Genomic DNA, 23,147 nt, shown 5'->3' with positions numbered 1-23,147 from the left:
CAGACATGGGGAAGGGCCTTTCGCGGCCGTTCAGGAGATCGCGTACCACTGGCTGGCCCAGCCGGTGTTGATCGTGCTGGTGGACTGCTCGGCGAGGTTCACGGTGACCGGGAGCGAGCTCTGACCGGTCAGGACGGTGCTGTAGCGCAGACTCGGCGGGTTCAGGCCCGCGTTCACCGAGATCCCGGCGCCCGTGGCCTTGAGGGTGAGGGCGTTCGTGGCCCAGTCGCCGTTGAGGAGCAGGGCGACGAAGTAGGTGCCGGGGGCCGCGGTGAACGGCTTGGAGAGGGGGAACGGCTTGGCTATCGCGTCCGTCATCAGCTGCGGGGAGATGTCGGCGGTGGACGCGACCAGGGTGCCCCGGGCGTCGTACACGCCGAGGTAGCAGTTCGACAGCCGGGCGTTCGGGTCGATGCCGGCCAGCCCCAGCCAGATGTTGGACCAGGTGAGCTGCTCGCGCAGCACCATCCGGACCAGGGTGACCCGTCCGCCGACCCCGGCCGCGGACTGGGCGGTGACGTGCCCCGCGTCGTTCGGATCCCCGGTCCAGGCCAGCAGGTTCTGGTCCTGCGGCCGCGGCCCTTCGTACCCGCCGCCGCCCGGCACCGCGGGGGACGCCGGCGCCGAAGGACCGGTGCCCGCGCCCTTCCCGGGCTCGCTCCCACGGGGCGACGCCGAGCAGCCGGTCAGGACGAGGGCTGCCGCGAGCAGGGCGGCGAGGCCGGCCGAGGCGGTGGTGGTACGGGTGCGCATGGTCCCCCCATGAGGTGCTGATGTACGAAGGAAGCCATGGTCACACGGGCTGCGCCCGTACCCCTCAGAGGGAAGGGAGGAGGACCGGCCCGTCCCCGACCGGCCCGCCCCCGACCGGCCCGTCCCCGACCGGCCCGCCCCCGATCGCCCCGCCCCCGGTCACTGGCCGACCCTCCCGTCGACGCACTCGCGCAGCAGGTCGGCGTGCCCGCAGTGCCGCGCGTACTCCTCGATCCGGTGCACCATCAGCTCCCGCACCGAGATCCGGTCCTTCCCCAGCCGCTCGCCCAGATCCGGATGCTCCGCCAGCGCGGCGTCGGTCGCCCCCTGCTCGCGCTCCAGATCGGCGTACGCGCCGTCGACCACGGCCTGCTCGGCGACGGCTCCGTCGAAGTCCCCGTCGCGCTCGCCGTACAGATTCGGCAGCGGATCGCCCTCGGTGATCCAGTTCTGCCAGTCCCGTTCCACCTCGGCGAGGTGCCGCAGCAGACCGAGCAGCGACATCGTCGACGGCGGGACCGACCGGCGGGCGAGCTGCTCCGGATCCAGGCCCTCGCACTTCATCCGCAGGGTCAGGCGGTAGTCCGAGAGGAAGTCCCGCAGGGTCGCGAGCTCGCCCTCCGCGCTGTTCGCACCGCTGTTGCGGGGGTCGTCATCCGGGTCCGCCCACATGTCGGGGTAGATGGTCGACCGGGTCCATCGCTCGCCTTGATCGTTCATGCGCTCCATGCTGGTGCACGAGGGAACCGGCTCGCCAGCTGATTTCCCCCGGGAACGCAGAATGGCAAGGAGGTTTCCTCACTCCTTGCCACTCTCAACTTATAACGCACCGGGGGGCTTGTGGCAAGACCCCGGTGGTGACGCAGAATCACTGGCCGACAGCGAAACCTGCGGAAACGGTGACTGCGTGATGACTGAAGTACCCCACACGACCGACGTGACGGACGCGACCGACGTGACCAAAACGACCGACGCGACCGACACCACCGACGTGATCGTCGTCGGCGGTGGACCGACCGGTTTGATGCTGGCCGCCGAGTTGCGCCTGCACGGTGTCGGCGTCGTCGTGGTGGAGAAGCTGACCGAGCCGAGCGGAGAGTCCCGCGGCCAAGGCCTGCACACGCGCAGCGTGGAGCTGATGGACCAGCGCGGCCTGCTGGACCGATTCCTCGCGGCGAGCGACAAGTTCCAGGTCGGCGGCCTGTTCGGCGGCATCATGAAGCCGTGGCCGGACCGGCTCGACACGGCGCACCCGTACGGCCTCGCCATCGCGCAGCCCGTCACCGAGCGGCTGCTCGGCGAGCACGCCCTCGAAGTCGGTACCGAGATCCGGCGCGGCTGCGAAGTCGTCGGCCTGAGCCAGGACGAGGACGGGGTGACCGTCGAGCTGGCGGACGGTACGCGGCTGCGCTCGCGCTACCTCGTCGGGTGCGACGGCGGCCGCAGCGCGGTGCGCAAACTGCTCGGCGTCGGCTTCCCCGGCGAACCCGCCACGGTCGAGACCCTGTTGGGCCACATGGAGGTGACCGCGGATCCGGAGACGATCGCCGCGGTCGTGGCGGAGGTCAACAAGACCCAGCTCCGCTTCGGCGTCCACGCGGGCGAGGACGGATCGTGCCGCGTCATCGTCCCCGCCGACGGCGTGTCCGAGGACCGCAGCGCGCCGACCCTGGAGGAGTTCAAGCAGCAGCTACGGGCCTTCGGCGGCACGGACTTCGGTGTGCACTCTCCGCGCTGGCTGTCCCGCTTCGGTGACGCGACCCGGCAGGCCGAGCGCTACCGGGTCGGCCGGGTCCTCCTGGCCGGCGACGCGGCGCACATCCACCCGCCGACCGGTGGGCAGGGCCTCAACCTCGGTGTGCAGGACGCCTTCAACCTCGGCTGGAAGCTCGCGGCCACGGTCAACGGCTGGGCCCCGCAGGACCTCCTCGACAGCTACCACTGCGAACGCCACCCGGTGGGCGCCGCCGTACTGGACAACACCCGCGCACAGATCGCTCTGATGGGGAGCGACGCGGGTCCCACCGCGCTGCGGGAGCTGTTCTCGAAGCTGATGGACTTCGAGGAGGTGAACCGGTACGTGACGGGGTTGATCACCGCGGTCGGGGTCCGCTACGACTTCGGCGAGGGCCACGAACTGCTCGGCAGCCGGCTGCGGGACGTGGAACTGAAGGGCGGGCGTCTCTACGCGCTGATGCACACCGGCCGCGGACTCCTGCTCGACCAGACCGGCCGGCTCTCCGCCTCCGGGTGGGCCGACCGGATCGATCACGTCGTCGACACCAGTGAGGAACTGGACCTGCCCGCCGTGCTGTTGCGCCCGGACGGCCACGTCGCATGGGTCGGCGAGGACCAGCGGGACCTCGAGGCCCACCTGTCGAAGTGGTTCGGCGCCGCCACCGCCTGAGCCCGCCCGACGACCGGCGGCCGCGTCGCCCCTCCCCGGCGGCCGGCCGCTACCGGTACTGGTTCCGGTACTCCTCGCCCGTGGGGCCGAGGTCCATGAAGGGAGTGGCGAAGAACGCGACGAGGAGGAGCAGGCCGAGGATGCCCGCGGACAGGGGGAGGATCCCGGGTATCCACCGCCCCGTACCGTCGGCGCGGACGGCCTTGGCGGGGTCGCGCGGGTCGTAGCTGACCTCGACACTGGGGCGGCCGCTCGAATCGAGGTACCTCCGGACGTTCCCGTCCAGGTCCGAGTACAGGTAGAGCCACGGCTGCGCGGAGTCGCGGGCGTGGTCTGCCGTCACCGTGATGCCGTGCCGGGGCAGGCGCCAGGGCCTGAGGCCTTCCGGTGCCAGCAGCCAGGCGGCGATCGTGAACGTGAAGCCGACACCGCCGAAGAGGACGGTGAAGACGATGTTGACGGGGTCCGCGACGAACCCGACGAGCACGCTCATCGCGATGATCGCGAGGAACGAACCCGCCACGAGCCATTTGAGCTTGCGGTACAACGCTTCCTTCGGGGTCCTGCCCTCCGGCTCGGGCTCGGCGGCGCGGACCGTGACGAGGGTGGACCCGTCGACCACGGCGGAGCCGCCGGCCGGCGGGAGCGCGGCGTTCACCGCCTCGGCGAAGGCGGAGGCGGCCGCCTCGCTGACGTCTTCGACCCGGTAGACGGTCGGCGCGGTCGCGGCGGGAGCCGTGAGCCTGATCTCCACGGCCCGCCCTTCCGCGTGGACGCGCGCGATCGCCGGGAAGGGGATGCGGTGTTCCTGGTGGGGTGCCCGGCGAAGGATCAACTCCTCCTCGCGTACGCGGAGTTCCGTTCCTCTCCTGCCGTGGAGGATGGGTAGGGAAGGTGTGATCGACATGGCCGGATTCTACGCACGCGCCGATCTTCCCCGGCTGGTGCCGGATCGGTCCGCGGACGCTCAGTCGTCGGCGATCTGCAGGGCCAGCGCGAAGTGCTCGCCGTCCGTTCCCGCGAGCAGGCTGTCGAACAGTGGGGTGAGCCTGTTCACGGCGCCGCACCCGGCGTCGTGGTTGGTCCACCAACTGGCCTCCGGTCCGAGCAGGGACACCACCCGCTCCGCCGCGCGCGCGGCGGCCTCGACGGGCAGGTGCAGGTGATCCGGCCAGAGCAGGTCGACGGCCGCGACCCCGGCCAGGAACGCGGCGGCCCCGTGCGTTTCGACCGGCTCCAGGGCGGCGCGGATCTCGGGAACGGACGGCGGGGCGTACCCGGGCAGGAAGCGTCGCCAGGCCTCGTCCGCCGCGACCCCGGCGAGCAGCGTGCGGATCCGGGCGGCCAGCTCCGGCAGGTCGGGGTCCGGCTCGGTGAACCGCCCGGCCGCCACGTACACCCGCGTCGGCGTCGACAGCTCCGCCATGCCGGCTTCCAGCCCGGTCAGTACCCCCGTGGACGTCACAGCCGGATTCTGCCGTACGTCCCCAGGGCGTTTCCCAGGGCGTTCCCCACGGCGTTCCCCGCGGCGGCGGGAAGCGGAACGGGCGGGAACGGTCCGTAGTGCCTGCTCCACCTGGCGTAATGCCTTGACGTGCGTGTCGAACAGACTATCGAATACGGTCTACGCTGGAGAGACCGGACGGGGAGTCGGGTGTCGACGATCGGGGGCTGATCAGGAGCTGGAGGTGGTGAGCGATGTTCGCGCACCTGCACGTCGCCTCCGGCTATTCGGTGCGCTACGGCGCCGCGCTGCCCGGCCGGCTGGCCGAGCGGGCGGCCGAGCAGGGCCTGCGGGAGCTGGCGCTGACCGACCGGGACACGGTGTCCGGGGCGGTGCGTTTCGCGCAGGCCTGTGCGAAGTCCGGGATCCGGCCGCTGTTCGGCGCGGACCTCGCGGTCCCGCTCCTCGGCCCGGCCGGCCCGGCGCCGGCGAAGGGCCGCACCCCGGCCCGGGGCGGTGCCTTCGTCGCCGACTCCGCGCCCCGGGTCACCCTGCTGGCCCGCGATGCCACCGGCTGGGCCAACCTGTGCGCGCTGATCACCGCCGCCTGGGCCGCCCGGCAGCAGGCCGGCGGCGGGCAGCCGATCGTCCCCTGGCCCGCGGTCCAGCGGCACGCCGAAGGGTTGACCGTACTGCTGGGACCGGCCTCCGAGCCGGTACGGGCGCTCGCCGACGGCCGCCCCGACCGGGCGGCCGAGCTGCTCGCACCGTGGCGTGAGGCGTTCGGGCAGCACCTGCGGCTGGAGGCCGTGCACCACCGCCGCGCCGGCTCGGGGCCCGGCTCGCTCCGGCTGGCCGCCCGTACGCTCGGCCTGGCCGCCGACCTCGACCTGCTCGCCGTCCTGACCAACGCCGTCCGCTACGCGACCCGGGACCAGGCGCCGGTCGCCGACGTACTGGACTCGGCCCGCCTGCTCACCCCCGTCCGGCCCGGCCGCACCTGCAACGGCGAGCGGTCGCTGAAGAGCGCCACCGAGATGGGCGAGCTCGCCGAGGAAGTCGCCCGGGCGGCCGGGCAGGAGAACGGCGGGGCCGCACACCTGCTGGCCACTACCACCCGCACCGCCTCCGAGTGCCGCCTCGACCCGTACGCCGACCTCGGGATCGGCCGGGTCCACTTCCCCGAGGAACACGTCATCGGCCTGGCCCCCGGCACCTCCGCCCGGACCCTGCGCGAACGGTGCGAGGCGGCGATGATCCGCCACGGCTACGACCGCTCCGCCGCCATGCGGACCCGTCTGGACGAGGAGCTCCGGGTGCTGAACACGCTCGGCTGGCCCTCGTACGCCCTGACCGTCGCCCAAGTCGTCGACGACATCCGGGAGATGGGCATCCGGGTGCAAGCCCGGGGTTCCGGCGCCGGCTCCCTGGTGGTGCACCTGCTCGGGATCTCCTTCGCCAACCCGCTGGAGCACGGGCTGCTGATGGAGCGGTTCGTCAACCTGCGCCGCCGCACCCTGCCCGACATCGACATCGACGTGGAATCGGCCCGCCGCCTGGACGTCTACCGCCGGATCATGGACCGGTTCGGCACCGAGCGGGTCTGCACCCTCAGCATGCCGGAGACCTACCGGGTGCGGTGGGCGATCCGCGACGCCGGGCTGGCGCTCGGCCTGCCCCCGGACGAGGTCGGACGCCTGGCCAAGGCCTTCCCGCACATCGCCGCCCGCTCGGCCCGCACCGCGCTGCGCGAACTCCCGGAACTGCGGCAGGTCGCCGCCCACGCGGAGCGCTACGGGCGTCTGTGGGACCTCGTCGAAGGTCTCGACGCGCTCCCGCGCGGTACCGCGATGCACCCCTGCGGCGTCATCCTCTCCGACGCCACCCTGCTGGGGCGCACCCCCGTCGTCCCCACCGCCACCGAAGGCTTCCCCGCCACCGTCTTCGACAAGGAAGACGTGGAAAAGGACGGCCTCGGACTCCTGAAGCTCGACGTCCTGGGCGTGCGGATGCAGAGCTCGATGGCGTACGCGGTCCGCGAGATCGAACGCACCACCGGCGAGCGGATCGACCTGGACGACCGCACTCAGGTGCCGCTGGACGACCCGGCCGCCTACGAACTGCTGCGCGAAGGCGAGTCGCTGGGCGTCTTCCAGCTGGAATCACCGGGACAGAAGGACCTCCTCGGCCGCCTGCAGCCGGAGACCTTCTCCGACCTGGTCGCCGAGATCTCGCTGTTCCGTCCGGGCCCGGTCCAGGCGGACATGATCCGCCCGTTCCTCCTCGGCCGGCACGGCAAGCAGCCCGTCACCTATCCCCACCCTGACCTGGAGCGCTGGCTGAGCTCCACCTACGGCGTGGTCATCTACAACGAGCAGGTGGCGGGCCTGTTCGCCACCATGACCCGGAGCGACCTGGCCATGGGCGAGGAAGCGCGCCGCGCCCTGGCCCAGCCGGAGCGCCTGGCGAACCTCCAGACCTGGTACCGGGAGCGCGCCACCGCGGCCGGCTACCGGCCGGAGGCGATCGACAGGGTGTGGCGGATGCTGGAGAACATGGGCGCCTACGGCTTCGCGAAGGCGCACGCGACCGCGTTCGCCCTGCCCACCCTGCAGTCCGCCTGGCTGAAGGCGCACTACGCGGCGCCGTTCTACGCCGGGCTGCTGGAGCACGACCCCGGCATGTACCCGAAGCGGCTGGTGCTGTCCGACGCCCGCCGCCGCGGCGTGCCGATCCTGCCGCTCGACGTCCAGTACTCCGCCACCAGCTACCGCACCGAACGCCTCCCGGACGGCAGGCTGGGCCTGCGGGTGTCGCTGGCCGACGTCCGCGGCATCACCGAGGAGCAGGCGGCCCGGATCGAAGCGGGCCGTCCGTACACGGACCTCGCCGACTTCTGGGCCCGCTCCCGGCCCGCCCACCCGGTGGCCGATCGCCTCGCGCGGATCGGCGCCTTCGCCACCCTCGCCCCCGGAACCGGCCGCCGCGACCTGCTCCTGCAGATCGAGGAGCTCCACCGCCACCGGCGGACCTCCGCGGGCGCCGGTCAGCTCACCCTGACCCCGGCCGCCGCGGGCCCGTACCCCGGGCCGAGCGGTCTGCCGGTGATGACGCCGGGCGAGGAACTGGACGCCGAGCTGGAAGTCATCGGCATGGACGCCTCCCGGCACCTGATGGAACCGATGCACCCGCTGCTGGCCGAGCTCGGTGTCACCCCCTCCCACCGGCTGAAGGACCAGCCGTCCGGCGGAACCGTCTTGGTGGCCGGCGCGAAGGTCGCCATCCAGACCCCGCCCATGCGCTCCGGACGGCGCACCATCTTCGTCTCCCTGGACGACGGCAGCCCGGCCGGTCAGATCGACCTCACCTTCTTCGACGACACCCACGAGCAGGCCGCCCACCCGTTGTTCCACCACTTCCTGCTGCTCGCGCGCGGCACCGTCTCCCGTCGCGGCAAGTCCGTCTCCGTCATCGGCACCCACGCCTGGAACCTCCAGGACATCGCCGACGCCCACCGCGACGGCGGTCCCGCCGCCGTCCGCACGCTGCTCGCCGGCGAGCCCCCGCACTCCGACGGCGACGCCGTTTCGCCGGCCCGGCCGGCTCCCGGCGGGCCGGGCGGCGGCGGTGCCGGGCGGCTGTGGCACGCCAGTCAGGGGAGCGCCGGATGACCAGCACGAGTACGAGCACGAGTACCGGTACCAGGGTGACCACCGTCCACCTGCGCTTCCACCGCGTCGGCTTCGAGATCTACCGCGAACTGTTCACGGTGCTCGGCGACATCACCCCCGTCGTCCAGGCGCTCCCACCGGACGGCGCGCTGCTGGATCTGGCCGGTGCCACGCGCTATTTCGGGCAGTCCCCGGCTCAGCTCGCGGACCGGCTCCAGACGCGGCTCGCGGCCCGGTACGGGCTGGTCAGCACGGGCGGGATCGGCCCGAACCGGATCCTGGCGACCCTCGCCGCCGACACCGCCCCGCCCGGCACCGTCCGGGTGCTGCCCGACGATCCGGCCGAACAGGAGCGGTTCCTGCACGGCTGCCGGGTGCGGGCACTGCCCGGGGTCGGGTCCGTCCTGGAGCGCTCGCTGCTCCGGTACGGGGTCGAGACGATCGGCGACCTGGCCGCGCTCCCGCTGTCCACGGTGCAGCGGATCGCCGGCGCCTCCGCCGGCCGCCTCCTGCACGAGCGGGCCCGGGGGATCGACCGCCGCACCGTCACCCCGGCCGGACCTCCCGCCACCATCGCCAGCGCCCGGCGCTTCGACCGGGACGTCCTCGACCCGGCCGAGATCCGCCGCGCCCTGCTCGGCGCCGCCACGGATCTCGGAGCCCGGCTACGGATCGCCGGACAGGTCGCCCGGACGGTCGAGCTGCAGGTCACCTACGCCGACCGGTCGAGCACCACACGCTCGCGCACCCTGCCCGAACCCACCGCCCACACTCCCTCCCTCCAGCAGACGCTGTACGGATTGTTCTCCGCGCTCGGGCTGCAACGGGCGCGGGTGAGGGCGGTGTCCGCCCGGGTCGGCGAGCTGACCGGCTCGGCCGGCGCCGCCGAACAACTGACCTTCGACCGGCCCACGGAGAACGCCCGCGCCCTGGAGCCGGTCATCGACCGGGTCGGCCTGCGCTTCGGCGCGGGCGCCGTACACCCGGCCTCGCTCCTGCCCCCGAGGCCGGCGCCGTGGCGGGCCTTATCAGGCCGGCGGTGGCCAGGGGCCGGCGAGCAGGCGCTCGGCCTCCGCGACGATGGCTCCGTCCAGTTGCCCGCGGGCGCCGCGCCGGACCGCCTCCCAGTCGTTGTACGCGTCGACCGTGTCGGCCAGCGGGCGGAGCGACCGGGGCCGGGCCAGAGCGCCCCAGCCCTCGTGGGTGATCGGGTCACCGCCGGTCCCGGGGGGCGAGACTCCCGTTCACGATCAGTCGGAGCCACCAGCGCACGAGTTCCCAGCGTGCCGCCTCCCAGGGCAGGTCGGTGTCATCGGCGGGAAGGCCCTCCGTCAGCCCCAGCTCGGCCAGTACCCGGTCGAAGAGCGCATCGGCGTTCTCCGAAGTACGACCAGAAGCCGACGGTCGAGTGGGCGGGAAGGCCGCTCGCCCGGCCGGTGAACTCGCGGCGGACGTAGTCGGCGAGGTCGTTCCCGTAGAAGATGACGTCGGTCTGCTGGACGGACAGGACGGGGTGGCCGTGTTCGCCCGCCGTGCCGGGCAGGTAACGGCGGCTGTAGCGGGGACCAGCTGCGGGACGGTCGCCAGCTCGGTCCGTGCGATCCGCAGGGCCTCGGACGTCCCCGTGGGCTTCGGACTCCAGGCGGGGTGCCAGAAGCCGTTGTGCTCCACGTCGAAGAGGACGCCCTCCACCGGTCGGGAGAGCCGCCCGGCCAGGTCCTCGGGGTCGCCGCTGCGCCAGTCGGGCCAGCTCCGGGACCCGTGCGGAAGCCCGGCGGAGAGGAAGACCCTGTGGTCGGCGGAGAAGGTGAACCCGAAGCGCCTCTCGACCGCGTCGAGTTCCCGCTCGCCGAGGCCCGGCCCGATCTCGGCGCGGCGCATGTTCTGAAGGTCCCGGGCGGCTTCCAGGGTCAGCGGAGGGGGCGGCGGTGCGGTCATTCCGGCAGCATGGTGACCGCTTTTGGAGCAACTGTCGGCCGGCCCGGCGGTCAACGGGCGTTCCCTACAACTCGCTCGTCCCGTTCGAGCCGGGCTCCGGGGGGAACCCGCCATTTCCGTCCGGAGGGGGTCCGGGCGCGCCGGTGCGGGGTTAGCGTCCCCTAATGTCCTCGAACACACAGACGCATTCCACTGGTTCGCCCAGCCGCCGAGTCCTCCTGCGCACCGCCCTGGCCGGAACCGCGGTCGTCGGCTCCGCCGGCTCCGTCATCGGGCTCGGCTCCGTCTTCCCCGCCTCCGCCTCCGAGGCCTCCGCCGAACTCCTGGACGGGGCGCGTCCGCGGACCCCGGAGGAGGCGCTGCGCCGCCTGGCGGCCGGCAACCGGCGCTGGGCTGCGTACCGCCAGCAGCATCCACACGAGTCGCGCTCCGTACGGCTCCAAGTGACGCGGGAGCAGCACCCCTTCGCGATCGTACTGGGCTGCGTCGACTCCCGGGTGCCGCCGGAGCTCGTCTTCGACCAGGGGCTCGGGGATCTGCTGACGGTACGCGCGGCGGGCGAGGTGCTGGACGAGGCGGTGCTCGGCAGCATCGCGTACGGGGTCCTGGAGCTCGACGTCCCCCTGATCCTGGTCCTCGCCCACCAGTCCTGCGGGGCCGTCGGCGCCGCGGTGCACGCCGACGAGACGGGTGCCGAGCTGCCCGCCCACATCCAGTACCTGGCCGACCGGATCCGGCCGTCCATCGACCGCGGTCAGCACGGCGAGGCCCGGGTCGCCGCCACCATCGACGCCCACGCGCGCCGGACCCGGGACCTGCTGGCGGCGGAGCCGGACCTGGCCCGCAGGATAGCCACTGGCCGGCTCGCCGTGGCCGTCGCACGCTACGACCTGGTCGACCAGAGGGTCCGCATGCTGCGCACGGAGTGAATACCGCCGCTCTATCGGCACTACGCAAAAACACCCCGGACCGATTGACGGCCGGGGTGTTTGTCTGCGTATATTTGATGTTTCACATCGAGGCTGAGTCGAAAAGTGAAGAAGCTTATGAGGACACCGTACCGCGTCAGGAGTGGAATTGTCAACCGAGTCACCCGAGTCGAGTGAGCCGACCGAGCCGACCGAAGAATTCCGGAATGAACAGCAATTCATCACGGCTCTCTACGTACGCCTCGATGACCTGCGGGAGCAGGCCGATCGTGCCGTGCGGGGCGCACTCGGCGAGGCCGGCAGCGGGTTCCAGGCGAGGCTGGAGCGGGACATCGTGGTCGCTGAACAGTCCGGTCTGCTTTCCGCTCTGAACTCCGGCGAAAGCGGCCTGTGTTTCGGCAGGCTGGAGTTCTCCGACGGTTCGGACCACCACATCGGCCGCATCGGAATCAGGCAGGACGACCGGGAACGCACCCCTCTCGTACTCGATTGGCGGGCGGATGTCGCACGCCCGTTCTATCTCGCGACCGGATATTCCCCCATGGGGCTGCGCAGGCGCCGCCACATCACCACCCGGGGCCGCGAGGTCACGGCCCTGCACGACGAGATCCTCGACCTCGCCGACACGGAGCGCACCGGCCACGAGGGGGCCGACGCGGACGCGGTGCTGCTCTCCGCGCTCGACGCGGCCCGGACCGGCCGGATGCACGACATCGTGCGGACCATCCAGGCCGAGCAGGACCGCATCATCCGCTCCACCCACCGCGGCGTCCTGGTGGTCGAGGGCGGCCCGGGCACCGGAAAGACCGCCGTGGCCCTGCACCGGGCCGCCTACCTGCTCTACGCGCACCGCGAGCTGCTCGCCAAGCGCGGCGTACTGATCGTCGGGCCGAACCCGGCCTTCCTCGGCTACATCGGCGAGGTCCTCCCGGCCCTCGGCGAGACCGGGGTCCTGCTCGCCACCCCGGGCGAACTGTTCCCCGGAGTGCGCGCGAGCGCCGCCGACCGCCCCGGCGCCGCCGCCGTCAAGGGGCGCGCCGAGATGGCGGGGATCCTCGCCCACGTCGTGAGCGACCGCCAGGCCCTGCCGGACACCGTGCCCGCGGGCAGCGGCGAGGACGCCGACGTGGTCCCCGAACCGGCCCTGGTGATCGACCACGACGACTACGGGACGCTGCTGCTTGACCGGACCATGGCCCACGAGGCCCGGGACCGGGCCCGCGCCACCGGACTGCCGCACAACCTCGCCCGCCCCTACTTCGCCTTCCGGATCATCGACGCGCTCACCGAACAGCTCGCCGACCGGCTCGGCGCCGACCCCTACGGCGGCCCCAACCTGCTGGGCCCCGACGACATCGCCCAACTGGGCAAGGAGATCGCGACCAGCGCCGAGGTGCACGCCGCCATCGACACGCTGTGGCCCCCGCTCACCCCCCGGCAGCTGATCTCCGACTACCTCGCCGAGCCCACCTACCTCCCCGACCGGGACGCCGAGCTGATCCGGCGCACGACGACGGGCGACGCGGACTGGACCCCGGCCGACGTCCCGCTGCTCGACGAGGCCGCCGAACTGCTCGGAGTGGACGACACCGCGCGGCGCGCCGCCGAGGAGCGCGAGCGCCTCGAACGCGTCGCGTACGCGCAGGGCGTCCTGGACCTGTCGGCCGGCTCGGACTCCTACGAGTTCGAGGACATGGAGAACGAGTTCCTCGCGGCCCACGACATCATCGACGCCGAGCGGATGGCCGAGCGGCAGGAGGAGGCCGACCACCGCAGCGCCGCCGAACGGGCCGCCGCCGACCGCACCTGGGCCTTCGGGCACGTGATCGTGGACGAGGCGCAGGAACTGTCCGCCATGGCCTGGCGCCTGCTCATGAGGCGCTGCCCGACCCGTTCCATGACGCTGGTGGGCGACCCGGCCCAGACGGGCGACGAGGCCGGCTGCGGTTCCTGGCAGCAGATCCTGGCGCCCTACGTGGAAGACCGCTGGGAGCTGGTGCGCCTCGCCGTCAACTACCGTACGCCCGCCGAGATCATGGAGCTGGCGGCAGCCGTGCTCCGGGCCCGCCACCCCGGCTTCGAGCCGCCGCGCTCGGTCCGCTCCACGGGGCGCCGCCCCTGGGTGGCACGGACCGACGACCTGGCCGCGGCGGTCGCCGACGCGGTACGGGAGGGCGCGCCGGCCGGGGGCCGCCTGGCGGTCATCGCCCCGCGCCCGCTTCACGAGGCCCTGGCGGCCGCACTGCCCGGCGTCCGGGCGGGGGAGGAGCCCGACCTCACCCACCCCGTGGTCCTGCTCGCTCCGCGGCAGGCCAAGGGCCTGGAGTTCGACACCGTGATCGTCGTGGAACCCGCGGACCACGAGCCCAGCGATCTCTACGTCGCCCTGACGCGCGCGACCCAGAACCTGGGGGTGCTGCACACCGGCCGGCTGCCGGAGGGGCTGGACGAACAGCCGTAGCCGGTGCGGGCCGGGGGTCGGAGGGCCGGCCGCGCCAGGGGCCCGGGGCGAGCCCTACGGGAGGAACTCGCCCGGCCACCCGGGTGAGTTCAGGAGGAGATCCCTGCGGCGGGGGTCCCGGTCCCGCTACAACCGGGGCGTGACCGAGAAGACGACGGCGCGCGGCCTGTCCGCGCTCGCCGCAACCCTGGCGGCCGTGCTCGCGGCGACCCTGACCTCCGGCCCGGTGCGTGCGGCCGAGGGGCCGCCCCGTACCGGCTTCGAGGCCACGGACGGTGCGCACTGGACCAGTGAGTCCCAGGAGCGGGAGCTGCTCCACGCGATCGGCCGGCCCGGCGGGCGCGCCACCGTCCGGACCATCGGCACGACCCCGCGGGGCCGCCCGCTGCACCTGGTGAGTCTGGGCCGGGGCCCCGTCACCGTCCTGCTGGTGTGCGGCCAGCACGGGGACGAACCGGCGGGGCGCGAGGCCTGCCTGAGCACCGTGCGGGACCTCGCCCACGCCCGGGAAGCGGCGGCCCTGCGGCTCCTGGAAGCGGTCACCCTGCTTGTGGTCCCGACGGCCAACCCGGACGGGCGGGCGGCCGGCACCCGTGCCAACGCCGGGGGCACCGACATCAACCGCGACCACATGGCCCTGACTTCACCGGAGGCGCGGGCGATGGCCGCCGTGCTGCGCGACCACCGACCGCACCTCGTGTACGACCTGCACGAGTACCGGGCGACGCCGGGGACCTACGACAAGGACCTCTTCGACCTCTGGCCGCGCAACCTCAACACCGACCCGGCGGTGTACGCGCAGTCCCGCGCCCTGTCCGAAGCGTACGTACGCGGCGCGGCGCACGCGTCGGGCCATTCCACCGGGACCTACGGCATCCGCACCGACCCCGTGACCGGCGCCCCGGTCGGGCAGTCCGCCGGCGACGGCCAGGAGCGGATCCTGCGCAACACGGCGGGCGTCAAGCACGCGGTCGCGCTGCTGATCGAAAGCCGCGTCGAAGCACCCTCGGGCAGGGCCGGGGAAGCCGAGCGGGCCGACCCGTCCCTCAACCACCGCCGCCGGGTCGGCTCCCAACTGGCCGCACTGAGGGGCCTGTTCGCCTACGTCTCCACACGTACGGGCCCCCTGGCGGCGGCCTCGGACGGCGCGCGACGGGCAGCCGGGAGCGCGGTGGGCCCGGTCCTGCTGGGCGGCGCGGACAACGCTCCCGCGGCAGCGGGGGAGATCCTCGCCGACCCGCCCTGCGGCTACCGGCTCACCCCGGCCCAGTACGCGCGGACGGGCAGCCTCCTGGCCCTGCACGGCGTACGGGCGGTACCCGTCGAGGGCGGCGCGTTCGTTCCGCTGAACCAGCCCCTGCGGGCCCTCGCGGTGCTCCTCCTCGACGGCCGGGCCCCGCACCGGATCGCAACGGGACAGCCCGTACAGGACTGCTGACGATCCATCAGCCCGTGCGGCTGTCGCGGAGCCGGTGCGCGCCGAAGGGCGCCGCGTGCGTCCGCGCGGCCGGCCGAGCGGGGAAGCGCGCTGGTCAGCCGGATGCCGTGAGCTATGTTGGGATCACGGAGCGGCACGAAAGGGAGGACCGCCGGTGTCATCGGGGCAGCAGGCGCGCGCACAGGCGGCGGCGATCACGCCGGGCGGGCAGCCGATCGACCACGAGCGGGCCCCGGCGGACCGGGTCCGGGCGCTGTTCGACGGGCACCCGCTCTCGCCGGGCCAGCGCCGGATCGCCCAGTACCTCGTCGACCACCTCACCGAGGCGGCGTTCCTCTCCATCACCGAGCTCGCGGAACGGGCCGGCGTGAGCCAGCCCTCCGTGACCCGCTTCGCCGCCGCCCTCGGCTTCAGCGGCTACCCGGCCCTGCGCGACGTGCTCCAGCCGATCGCGCTCAGCGCGGTGGCCGGCGCCCCCGACAGCCCCGCACAGACCCGGCGCAACGAACTGCAGGCGGCCGTCGACGCCGAGATCGAGAACCTGCGCACCGTCCGCCAGCTGCTCGCCGACACCGACCAGGTGCTCGACATCGGGCGCGAGCTGGCCCGGTCGGTGCCGCTGACGATCCTCGGGCTGCGGATCTCCGTCTCGCTCGCGGAGTACTTCGCGTACGCGGCCCGCCGGATCCACCCCGACGTGCGCCTGGTCACCGGCGGCGGCAGCGTCGCCTCGGACGCGCTGCTGCAGGCCCGGGCGGCGGGCGGCAGCTGGGTCCTGGCCTTCGCGATGCCCCGGCACGCCAAGGAGACCCTCGCCGCGCTGCGGGTGGCCCGCGGGGCGGGGCTGCGGATCGCACTGATCACGGACCGCACGCTCGGGCCGCTGGTGGACGAGGCCGACGTGGCACTGACGGCCGGAACCGGATCGCGGCTGGTCTTCGACTCCTACGCGGCGCCGGGCGTCCTGTCCGCGGCGCTGCTCCAGGCAATGGCGGACGCGGACCCCGAGCGGACGCAAACCCGGCTCGAAAGCTATGAGCAGGCCGCCGACCAGCACGGCTTCTTCCTCTAGACGCCCAGCCCTGTCGCCCACTGGCGCTCCGGGCCTCTAGATCCACCCATGAGCCCACGAAGTGGCACGAGGTGCCATATTCACGGCACCCTTGCACATGAATATTTTCATACCCTTGCTTACTCAACGGTATATATGTTTACTGATGGCGGCGCGGTCATCCGTCAAGATGCCGAGGGCGGTGTCCCCACACCGTCTTTGAACAGACACCCGACGTGACGTTTCTCCTCCTCACGTGACGCCTGGTGTCCCGTCCGGCTTTCGGATCCCGCAGCGCCTCTGCGGCCTCGGCCAACCCCTGGGCCGAGGCCGCGCCAAACGTCTCCATCGGCGTTCGACACCTCGTGGAAGCGGCAGGAATGTCTCAGACGGCTCTCAGCACCCGCAGTCAGGACTGGCCCCAGCAGGTCAAGAGGCCCGGGAACCACGACTGGGAACGCACGGCCACCCACTGGCTGCGCGATCTCCTGCCGGCCCGCTACGCCGGCTACGCGACCCTGACCCGGAGCCCCGTGCTCCTCGCGCGCCACGCCCAGCTGCAGGTGCAGCACGAGATGCGGGCCGTACGGGTGGCCCTGGAAACCGGCCGGGCCCAGCTCCCCTCCCTCGGGGTGACCGAAGGGGTCATCGAGACCTCGATCAGGATGTACGCCGCCGAGCTCCAGCAGCTCTCCCGGCTGGCCCGCGCCATCCGCGTCGTCGGCGAGGCCCTCGCCTCGGGCGCGGCCCGCGCGCGCTGAGCCGCGCTCCGCGGTCCGATTCGTCCGATCGGTTGGCTCTCGGCCCGGCCCGGCCCTGCGGCGGGACAGACAGGCGGCGCCTCTCTAGGTTCGATGGTGCTCACTGCCCCCACCCGAACCTTCCGAAAGGTGCATCCATGCGTTCCGTACGCTCCGTGCTCTCCCTCGTCGCCGCCGGTGTCATCGTCCTCGGCTGCGCCTCCGCCGCTTCCGCCGACGTGACGGTCAACGCCCCGTCCGAGAAGTCGTACACGATCGTCTTCGGTGACTGGCTGCAGTTCGCCGCCGACGACGTGTTCAACGCGGGCCTCAACAACACGGTGGGCTCCAACAACTGAGCACGGGCCCCGCTCCACGCCCGGGTCCCCGTTCGTCCGGCCTCCCGCGCCGGACGGCCGGGGACCCGGCGCGTACGGTGGCCCTGGTACGGGAGGCACGCCACCACGCGCAGGGGAGACGGGTCATGAACGCGGTCGACTACCGGGGCCAGACCACACTGATCACGGGAGCGAGCTCCGGCCTCGGCGAGGAGTTCGCCCGCCGACTGGCCGCCCGCGGATCCGGCCTCGTCCTGGTCGCCCGCCGCGCCGACCGCCTGGAGCGGCTGGCCGCGGAGCTCTCGGCGGAGTACGGGGTCCAGGCCACGCCCGTCCCGATGGACCTCGGAGCGGACCGGATCGGCGACGCGCTCCTCGAAGAGCTGGAGCGGCGCGGCATCACGGTCACGAGCCTGGTCAACAACGCCGGCTTCGGCACCTTCGGCCCGCTCCACCAGGAGGATCCCGCACGGCTGCGCCAGGAACTCGCCGTCAACGTGGGCGCGGTGGTCGACATCAGCCGTGCCTTCATCGGCCCGCTGCGCGCCCACGGCAAGGGCGTCCTCGTCAACGTCGCGAGCATGGCCGCCTACCAGCCCATTCCCCAGATGGCCGTCTACGGCGCGACCAAGGCCTTCGTGCTGAGCTTCACCGAAGCGCTCTGGCACGAATCCCAGGGCACCGGACTGCGGGTGCTGGCGCTCTCGCCCGGCGCGACGAAGACCGAGTTCTTCGACGTCGTCGGGACCAGCGAGGTGGGCGGCGGCACCCGGGTCCAGACGTGCGAGGAGGTCGTCCGCACGGCGCTGGCGGCGCTCGACCGCAGGAATCCGGGCCCGAGCGTGATCTCCGGCGCCCTCAACCGGGTGTTGGCCGTCGGAGGCCGCCTGCTCAGCCGCCGGCAGATGGTCAACTCGGTCGGCCGCCTCATGCCCGCGGCCGACCTGGCCTCCGGAGTCTCCTGAGTCTCCTGAGTGTCCGGAGGCTCCGGAATCCGCTGGCCCCCTGATCTCCTGACCTTCAGCCCGTGGTGACACCGGCGAGCTGCTCCGCGATGGTGTCCGCGGAGGGGAACCTCACGCCGAGGGTCCCGACGTGCTTCCAGTGCAGGGTGCCGTCCGGGGCGATGACGAAGACGGAGCGCCGCAGGCCGATCACGGGAGCCGCGATGCCGAAGGCGCGGGCGACCGCGCGGTCGGTGTCGGCGAGCAGCGGAATCCGCAGACCCCGGGCCCGGGCGAAGGCCTCGTGGCTGTCCACGTCCTGCGGGCTGATGCCCCAGACCTGGGCGCCGCACGCGGAGAGCGCCTCCAGCCCGTCGGAGTAGGAGCACAACTGCGTCGTGCAGACCGGGGTGTTGTCGCCGGGGTAGAAGGCGAGAACGACCGGGTTCCCGCGCTGCTCGCCGAGCGTGTACCGCCCGCGCGTGAAGGCGTCCTCACTCAGCAGGCCGCCGGGGAGCGAGAACTCGCCCACCACATCGCCCACGTCCGGGATTCGGGTCACGATGGCCGCACCTCTCTGTCGTCGAGGGGCGTACGGTACCCGACCGCGGCGGCCCGGCGGCGGCCGAGCGACGGCTCAGCGGCGGTGCATCGTGTGCAGGGCCTCCAGGAGCACCCGGGGATCGTGGCCGCCCTTGTAGACCGGCGGCGGCTGCCGGTCCAGGTGCAGCAGCCGGGCCACGGCCGTCCACGCGGTGCGCACCGAGTACTCGACGGTGAACACCACGTCGTCGGGAACCTCGGCGTACTGGCCGATGAAGGCCAGGTTGGTGGAGCCCTCCGGAACCACCTCGGGCCGGTCGCCGCCCTTGCGCACCAGGAACTGGCTCGTGATGTACGGCATCAGGGCCGGCACGACGATGGAGGACTCCAGGATCTGCTCGCTCTGTTCGAGGCGCAGGTGCCCGAGCACCTCGGTGAGGATCTCGCGGCCCGTGCACTCGGCCATCGTCTTGCCCACGTGGTCGCCGGCCTTGTCCGGGAAGAGGGCGTACCCCCACCAGACGTAGGTTCCCTCGGGCTGCTCGTGGAAGTGCGGCTGGTGGTTGAGGACGATGGTCAGCAGCCAGCCGGAGTCCTTGAAGGTGATCAGGCCGCCCTTGCCGGCCTCGCTGCCGGAGAACTCCTCCATGGCCTTGAAGAAGGTGGGGTCCTGGCTGGTGACGGTGAAGGAGCCCCAGGTGGAGTCCGAGACGGAGGAGTCGAACACCGAAGGGTCGCCCAGGTGGGGGCGCTTGGCCGCCAGGGTCTGCCACAGGCGCCACGAGGCGTCCGGCGCGGAGGTGTCCAGTACGGCGGGGGTGTCGGTCGATCCCAGGGTCGAGTTCGCGGTCATCGACCCGTTGGTGACGAACACCAGGTCCTCGGCGGCGACCGGGATCCGCAGGCCCGCGCCCTCCCGGGTGCAGACGAGGGCGGTGACGGTGGTGCCTTCGCCCTCGGCGAGCTCCACGTCGGTCACGGTGGTGTTCATCGTGAACACGACGCCGTTGGTCCGCAGCCAGCTCTGGAGCGGTCGCACGATCGAGTCGTACTGGTTGAAGCGGGTGCGGTAGATGCCCGACATGGTGTCGAAGGTCTTGAAGAGGTGCACGAACCGGTTGAGGTAGCGCCGGAACTCGATCGCCGAGTGCCAGGGCTCGAAGGCGAAGGTCGTGCACCACATGTACCAGAAGTTGGTGGTGAAGAACTCCGGGGTGAAGCAGTCCGAGATGCGCTTGCCGTCGAGGCGGGACTCGGGCGAGGCCACGCACGCGACCAGGTCCAGCCGGTCGCGCTCGGAGAACCCCATGGAACGGGTGTCGACCCGCAGACCGGCGGAGTCGACCAGGCGGGCCTTGTCGTTCCAGGCGAAGTCCTCGTGGAAGGCGAAGGTGTCCTCGGTGACCGAGGTGCCCGGAGCGTCCAGCGAGGGGATGGAGCGCAGCAGGTCGTACGTGCACTCGAAGTGCAGCTCGAACATCCGGCCGCCGCGCATGGTGTAGCCGTTCTCGGGGTCTCCCGCGGCGTCGAGGCTTCCGCCGGTGCGGTCCTGGGCTTCCAGGATCGTGATGTCCGAGCCCGCGAACCCGCCCTCCCTGATCAGCAGCGCCGCCGCCGACAGGGAAGCGATGCCGGCACCCACCAGATAGGCCTTGGCCACGACGTGTCTCCTCACCCCGGCCGCACGGGCCCCGGTCGGCCGCACGGTCACCCACCCAGACCATCACCCTCCACGGCGGGTCGCGACCGGGGTGCGCCATTGGACGGGCTCGGGCCGAGGGGCGCGTATGTGGTGTGCGTGCGGGGTGCGCGTCCGCGGTGTGCTTCCGATCCGCTTGCAAGAGATTTGCGTCAGTGGGACTGTTTTTTGCGCACCCGACTGGTAGCTTGATCGCGTGAGCACCCAGAGGCTAGCCCAAGTGGCCGAGATGGCCGGCGTCAGCACGACTACGGTGAGTCGCGTCCTGAACGGCAACAGGGACGTGGCGCCCGCCACCCGCGAGGCGGTCCTGACGGCCGTGGACGTGTGCGGCTTCGAGCGCCCGGCGGAGTTCCGCAGGGAACGGGCCCAGCTGATCGGGCTGGTTGTCCCCGACCTCCAGAACCCCGTCTTCTCCGCGGCCGCGGAGGCGCTCGCCGGGCTCCTCAACGGCCAGGGGCTGGTCCCCGTGCTGTGCACGCGCACGGCCGACGGCGTCTCGGAGTCGCACTACGTGGACATGCTGCTCGGGCAGAACGTCGGCGGGATCGTCTTCGTCGGCGCCAGCTACACCGACATAGGCGAGGCCCAGGGGCGCGAGCTGCGCCGCCGCGGGATCCCGGTCGTCCTGGTCAATCCGGCCGACGAGAACCCCGGCGTCGCCCAGGTCTCGGTGGATGACGCCGGAGCCGCCGAACAGGCGCTGGAGCACCTGTCGGCGCTCGGCCACGAGCGGATCGGCATGATCGTGGGCCCCTCCGGCCACGTCCCCTCGGTTCGCAAACTCGCTGGTTACGCGGCTTTCAACGCCCGGCGCGGGGTCCCGGCCCAGGAGTGGCGGCCGCTGGTCGCCCACGCCCTCTTCTCGATGGAGGGCGGCGCCACGGCGATCACCCAGCTCCTCCCGCGCGGGGTGACGGCGGTCGTCTGCGCCAGCGACGCCCTCGCCCTCGGCGCCATTCGCGGGGCGCGTCGGCGGGGGCTGGACGTCCCGGCCCGGCTGTCCGTCGTGGGCTTCGACGACTCCCTCTTCATGGTGGCCACCGATCCGCCGCTGACGACGGCCCGCCAGCCCGTCGCCGCCATGGCCTCGGCCGCGGTGCAGTTCTTGGCCGAGCAGATCCGTACGGGGGTGGGCCTGTCCTCGGAGATCCTCTTCGACACCGAACTCATCGTCCGCTCGTCCACCACGCGCCCGTCTCCGGGGCGCTGACCGGGGGAGCTGGGGGCGGTGCGGGAAAAGAGGGCCCGGTGGTCGCCGGGCCCTCTTTTCGTGTCCGCCGCTGCCGCCGAGGTGACAGCCGACCTGTCACGATCCGTCACATAGCCGAATCTCCATGCGTAATGTCTTGCGTAACATTATTGACTTCTTGCGTTCACGGCTTCTACTGTCACGCCATCGAAGCCCGACCCGCCCGGAAGGCCTGTTCCCATGGATGGCATCACCAGACGTCGTGCCCTGCTCCTCTCCACCGCCCTCGTGGCGAGCCTCGGCCTCACCGCCTGCGCCGGCACACCGGCCCCGGCCGGCGACAAGGCGGGCGGGGTGGTGACGATCACGGTCAACGGCATGCCGGCCAAGACGCAGGCCGCCGACCGCAAGGACTTCGAGGAGCTGGTCAAGCAGTTCGAGGCGGCCCACCCGAAGATCAAGATCGATGCCCGCGAGGGCCAGATGGACCCCAAGACCTTCGCGGCCAAACTCGCCGGGGGCCAGCTCGAAGACGTCTACTACGTCTACTTCACCGACCCGGCCGGGCTCATCCAGCGCAAGCAGGGCGCCGACATCACCCCCTACCTCGCCGACGTCCCGTACCTGTCGGACATACGCCCCGAGCTCCAGAAGGTGTTCAAGGACAAGGAGGGCAAGACCTACGGGCTGCCCACCGGCAACTACTCCATGGGCCTCGTCTACAACCGCGAGCTCTTCCGCAAGGCCGGACTCGACCCCGACAAGCCCCCGACCACCTGGGAAGAGGTCCGGGCCGCCGCGAAGAAGATCAGCGAGCTCGGCGAGGACACCGTGGGCTACGCCGACTACAGCAAGAACAACCAGGGCGGCTGGCACCTGACGTCCTGGCTGTACTCCATGGGCGGCGAGGTGGCCACCGAGGAGAACGGCAAGTGGAAGGCCGCCTTCGACAGCGACGCGGGCCGCAAGGCGCTCCACACCCTGCACGACATGCGCTGGACCGACAAGAGCATGGGCACCCGCCAGCTCCTGGAGATCGGCGACGTCCAGAAGATGATGGGCTCAGGCAAGCTCGGTATGTACATGGCCGGACCCGACAACATCCCCACGATCGTCAAGCAGTTCGAGCGCAAGTACGAGGAGTTCGGCCTCGCGGCCCTCCCCGGCACGGCCACCCTCGGCGGCGGCGACGGTTTCATGTTCAACCCCAAGGCCACGCCCGAGAAGATCAAGGCCGGCCTGCAGTGGGTCCAGTGGAAGTACCTCAACCCCGACCGGGAGGAGGAGAACGTCACCAAGTTCTCCGGCCTCGGCGTCCCGATCGGCCTCCCCCAGCCCAACCTCTTCGGCGGCGCCGCCCAGCAGAAGATCGACGCCATCCACGTCGCGCACGCCAACGTGCCGCAGGAGAACTACAAGCCGTTCGTCGACCGCAGTCCCCAGGTCGAGGTCAAGGTCGAGCCGCCGAACGCGCAGCAGATCTACACCGTCCTGGACGGTGTCATGCAGTCCGTCCTGACCAAGGAGGACGCGGACATCGACACCCTGCTCGAGCAGGCCGCCGCCCGCACCGACACCATCCTCGCCACGGTGAAGTGA

At 72.1% G+C, this 23,147-nt stretch carries 18 protein-coding genes; 12 read left to right on the top strand and 6 right to left on the bottom strand.

Going from position 1 to position 23,147, the window contains the following annotated elements:
* Positions 1 to 30: 30 nt before the first annotated feature.
* Both OG730_RS02095 and OG730_RS02090 read right to left on the bottom strand, forming a co-directional pair.
* The gene (locus OG730_RS02095; RefSeq protein WP_327302491.1) at positions 31 to 753 is read right to left on the bottom strand and encodes a hypothetical protein; all 723 of its coding nucleotides are present in this window, start codon (positions 751 to 753) and stop codon (positions 31 to 33) included.
* 159 nt (positions 754 to 912) lie between these two features.
* Positions 913 to 1,473 (bottom strand): DinB family protein, encoded by a 561-nt coding sequence (locus OG730_RS02090; protein ID WP_389432354.1) that lies wholly within the window; start codon positions 1,471 to 1,473, stop codon positions 913 to 915.
* A 190-nt stretch (positions 1,474 to 1,663) separates the two neighbouring features.
* Between OG730_RS02090 and rox the strand changes: the two genes are divergently transcribed.
* Positions 1,664 to 3,160 (top strand): rifampin monooxygenase, encoded by a 1,497-nt coding sequence (gene rox / locus OG730_RS02085; RefSeq protein ID WP_327302489.1) that lies wholly within the window; start codon positions 1,664 to 1,666, stop codon positions 3,158 to 3,160.
* Between the two features lie 49 nt (positions 3,161 to 3,209).
* Here the strand turns inward: rox and OG730_RS02080 are convergent, their stop codons facing one another.
* Both OG730_RS02080 and OG730_RS02075 read right to left on the bottom strand, forming a co-directional pair.
* Positions 3,210 to 4,067: a hypothetical protein gene (locus tag OG730_RS02080; RefSeq protein WP_327302488.1), complete on the bottom strand. Its 858-nt coding sequence runs from the start codon at positions 4,065 to 4,067 to the stop codon at positions 3,210 to 3,212.
* 60 nt (positions 4,068 to 4,127) lie between these two features.
* A complete protein-coding gene (locus OG730_RS02075; RefSeq protein WP_327302487.1) occupies positions 4,128 to 4,625 on the bottom strand; it encodes a hypothetical protein in 498 nt (165 codons plus the stop codon).
* A 233-nt stretch (positions 4,626 to 4,858) separates the two neighbouring features.
* On the opposite strand from OG730_RS02075, the gene OG730_RS02070 reads away from it, so the two are divergent.
* The 9 genes from OG730_RS02070 (at position 4,859) to OG730_RS02030 (ending at position 18,135) form a co-directional block, all read left to right on the top strand.
* Positions 4,859 to 8,275, top strand: a complete 3,417-nt coding sequence (locus OG730_RS02070) for a DNA polymerase III subunit alpha (protein WP_327302486.1) — start codon at positions 4,859 to 4,861, stop codon at positions 8,273 to 8,275.
* Positions 8,272 to 9,732, top strand: a complete 1,461-nt coding sequence (locus tag OG730_RS02065; RefSeq protein WP_327302485.1) for a DinB/UmuC family translesion DNA polymerase — start codon at positions 8,272 to 8,274, stop codon at positions 9,730 to 9,732. The genes OG730_RS02070 and OG730_RS02065 overlap by 4 nt, the downstream gene beginning before the upstream one ends.
* Before the next feature lie 645 nt (positions 9,733 to 10,377).
* On the top strand, positions 10,378 to 11,142 hold the full coding sequence (locus tag OG730_RS02060) for a carbonic anhydrase (RefSeq protein WP_327302484.1): 765 nt from the start codon (positions 10,378 to 10,380) through the stop codon (positions 11,140 to 11,142).
* A 142-nt stretch (positions 11,143 to 11,284) separates the two neighbouring features.
* Entirely contained in the window at positions 11,285 to 13,603 is a 2,319-nt protein-coding gene (locus OG730_RS02055; RefSeq protein ID WP_442814801.1) for a HelD family protein, read from the top strand.
* A 139-nt stretch (positions 13,604 to 13,742) separates the two neighbouring features.
* A complete protein-coding gene (locus tag OG730_RS02050) occupies positions 13,743 to 15,041 on the top strand; it encodes a M14 family metallopeptidase (RefSeq protein WP_327302482.1) in 1,299 nt (432 codons plus the stop codon).
* 154 nt (positions 15,042 to 15,195) lie between these two features.
* Complete coding sequence (locus OG730_RS02045) at positions 15,196 to 16,113, top strand: MurR/RpiR family transcriptional regulator (RefSeq protein WP_327302481.1); 918 nt, start codon at positions 15,196 to 15,198, stop codon at positions 16,111 to 16,113.
* Positions 16,114 to 16,472: 359 nt separating this feature from the next.
* Positions 16,473 to 16,853, top strand: a complete 381-nt coding sequence (locus OG730_RS02040) for a hypothetical protein (protein WP_327302480.1) — start codon at positions 16,473 to 16,475, stop codon at positions 16,851 to 16,853.
* A 137-nt stretch (positions 16,854 to 16,990) separates the two neighbouring features.
* Positions 16,991 to 17,191, top strand: a complete 201-nt coding sequence (locus tag OG730_RS02035; protein ID WP_266883522.1) for a hypothetical protein — start codon at positions 16,991 to 16,993, stop codon at positions 17,189 to 17,191.
* 125 nt (positions 17,192 to 17,316) lie between these two features.
* Positions 17,317 to 18,135 carry an SDR family NAD(P)-dependent oxidoreductase gene (locus tag OG730_RS02030; RefSeq protein ID WP_327302479.1) on the top strand — a complete coding sequence of 273 codons (819 nt, stop codon included), beginning with the start codon at positions 17,317 to 17,319 and terminating at the stop codon, positions 18,133 to 18,135.
* A gap of 55 nt (positions 18,136 to 18,190) precedes the next feature.
* Here the strand turns inward: OG730_RS02030 and OG730_RS02025 are convergent, their stop codons facing one another.
* Together OG730_RS02025 and OG730_RS02020 are read right to left on the bottom strand one after the other, a co-directional pair.
* The gene (locus OG730_RS02025) at positions 18,191 to 18,676 is read right to left on the bottom strand and encodes a peroxiredoxin (RefSeq protein ID WP_327302478.1); all 486 of its coding nucleotides are present in this window, start codon (positions 18,674 to 18,676) and stop codon (positions 18,191 to 18,193) included.
* Between the two features lie 75 nt (positions 18,677 to 18,751).
* Positions 18,752 to 20,317 (bottom strand): oleate hydratase, encoded by a 1,566-nt coding sequence (locus tag OG730_RS02020; RefSeq protein ID WP_327302477.1) that lies wholly within the window; start codon positions 20,315 to 20,317, stop codon positions 18,752 to 18,754.
* A 235-nt stretch (positions 20,318 to 20,552) separates the two neighbouring features.
* On the opposite strand from OG730_RS02020, the gene OG730_RS02015 reads away from it, so the two are divergent.
* Both OG730_RS02015 and OG730_RS02010 read left to right on the top strand, forming a co-directional pair.
* Complete coding sequence (locus OG730_RS02015; RefSeq protein ID WP_327302476.1) at positions 20,553 to 21,569, top strand: LacI family DNA-binding transcriptional regulator; 1,017 nt, start codon at positions 20,553 to 20,555, stop codon at positions 21,567 to 21,569.
* Positions 21,570 to 21,788: 219 nt separating this feature from the next.
* Complete coding sequence (locus tag OG730_RS02010) at positions 21,789 to 23,147, top strand: ABC transporter substrate-binding protein (protein ID WP_327302475.1); 1,359 nt, start codon at positions 21,789 to 21,791, stop codon at positions 23,145 to 23,147.

The sequence above is a fragment of the Streptomyces sp. NBC_01298 genome, assembly GCF_035978755.1.
Classification (GTDB): Bacteria; Actinomycetota; Actinomycetes; order Streptomycetales; family Streptomycetaceae; genus Streptomyces.
Note: the sequence above shows the minus strand (reverse complement) of the source record. Positions and strands in the feature narration are given on the sequence as shown.

Coding starts and splice junctions, on each gene's coding strand:
- OG730_RS02095 (WP_327302491.1), bottom strand. CDS start 753: ATGCGCACCCGTACCACCACCGCCTCGGCCGGCCTCGCCGCCCTGCTC.
- OG730_RS02090 (WP_389432354.1), bottom strand. CDS start 1,473: ATGAACGATCAAGGCGAGCGATGGACCCGGTCGACCATCTACCCCGAC.
- rox (WP_327302489.1), top strand. CDS start 1,664: ATGACTGAAGTACCCCACACGACCGACGTGACGGACGCGACCGACGTG.
- OG730_RS02080 (WP_327302488.1), bottom strand. CDS start 4,067: ATGTCGATCACACCTTCCCTACCCATCCTCCACGGCAGGAGAGGAACG.
- OG730_RS02070 (WP_327302486.1), top strand. CDS start 4,859: ATGTTCGCGCACCTGCACGTCGCCTCCGGCTATTCGGTGCGCTACGGC.
- OG730_RS02065 (WP_327302485.1), top strand. CDS start 8,272: ATGACCAGCACGAGTACGAGCACGAGTACCGGTACCAGGGTGACCACC.
- OG730_RS02060 (WP_327302484.1), top strand. CDS start 10,378: ATGTCCTCGAACACACAGACGCATTCCACTGGTTCGCCCAGCCGCCGA.
- OG730_RS02040 (WP_327302480.1), top strand. CDS start 16,473: ATGTCTCAGACGGCTCTCAGCACCCGCAGTCAGGACTGGCCCCAGCAG.
- OG730_RS02035 (WP_266883522.1), top strand. CDS start 16,991: ATGCGTTCCGTACGCTCCGTGCTCTCCCTCGTCGCCGCCGGTGTCATC.
- OG730_RS02030 (WP_327302479.1), top strand. CDS start 17,317: ATGAACGCGGTCGACTACCGGGGCCAGACCACACTGATCACGGGAGCG.
- OG730_RS02010 (WP_327302475.1), top strand. CDS start 21,789: ATGGATGGCATCACCAGACGTCGTGCCCTGCTCCTCTCCACCGCCCTC.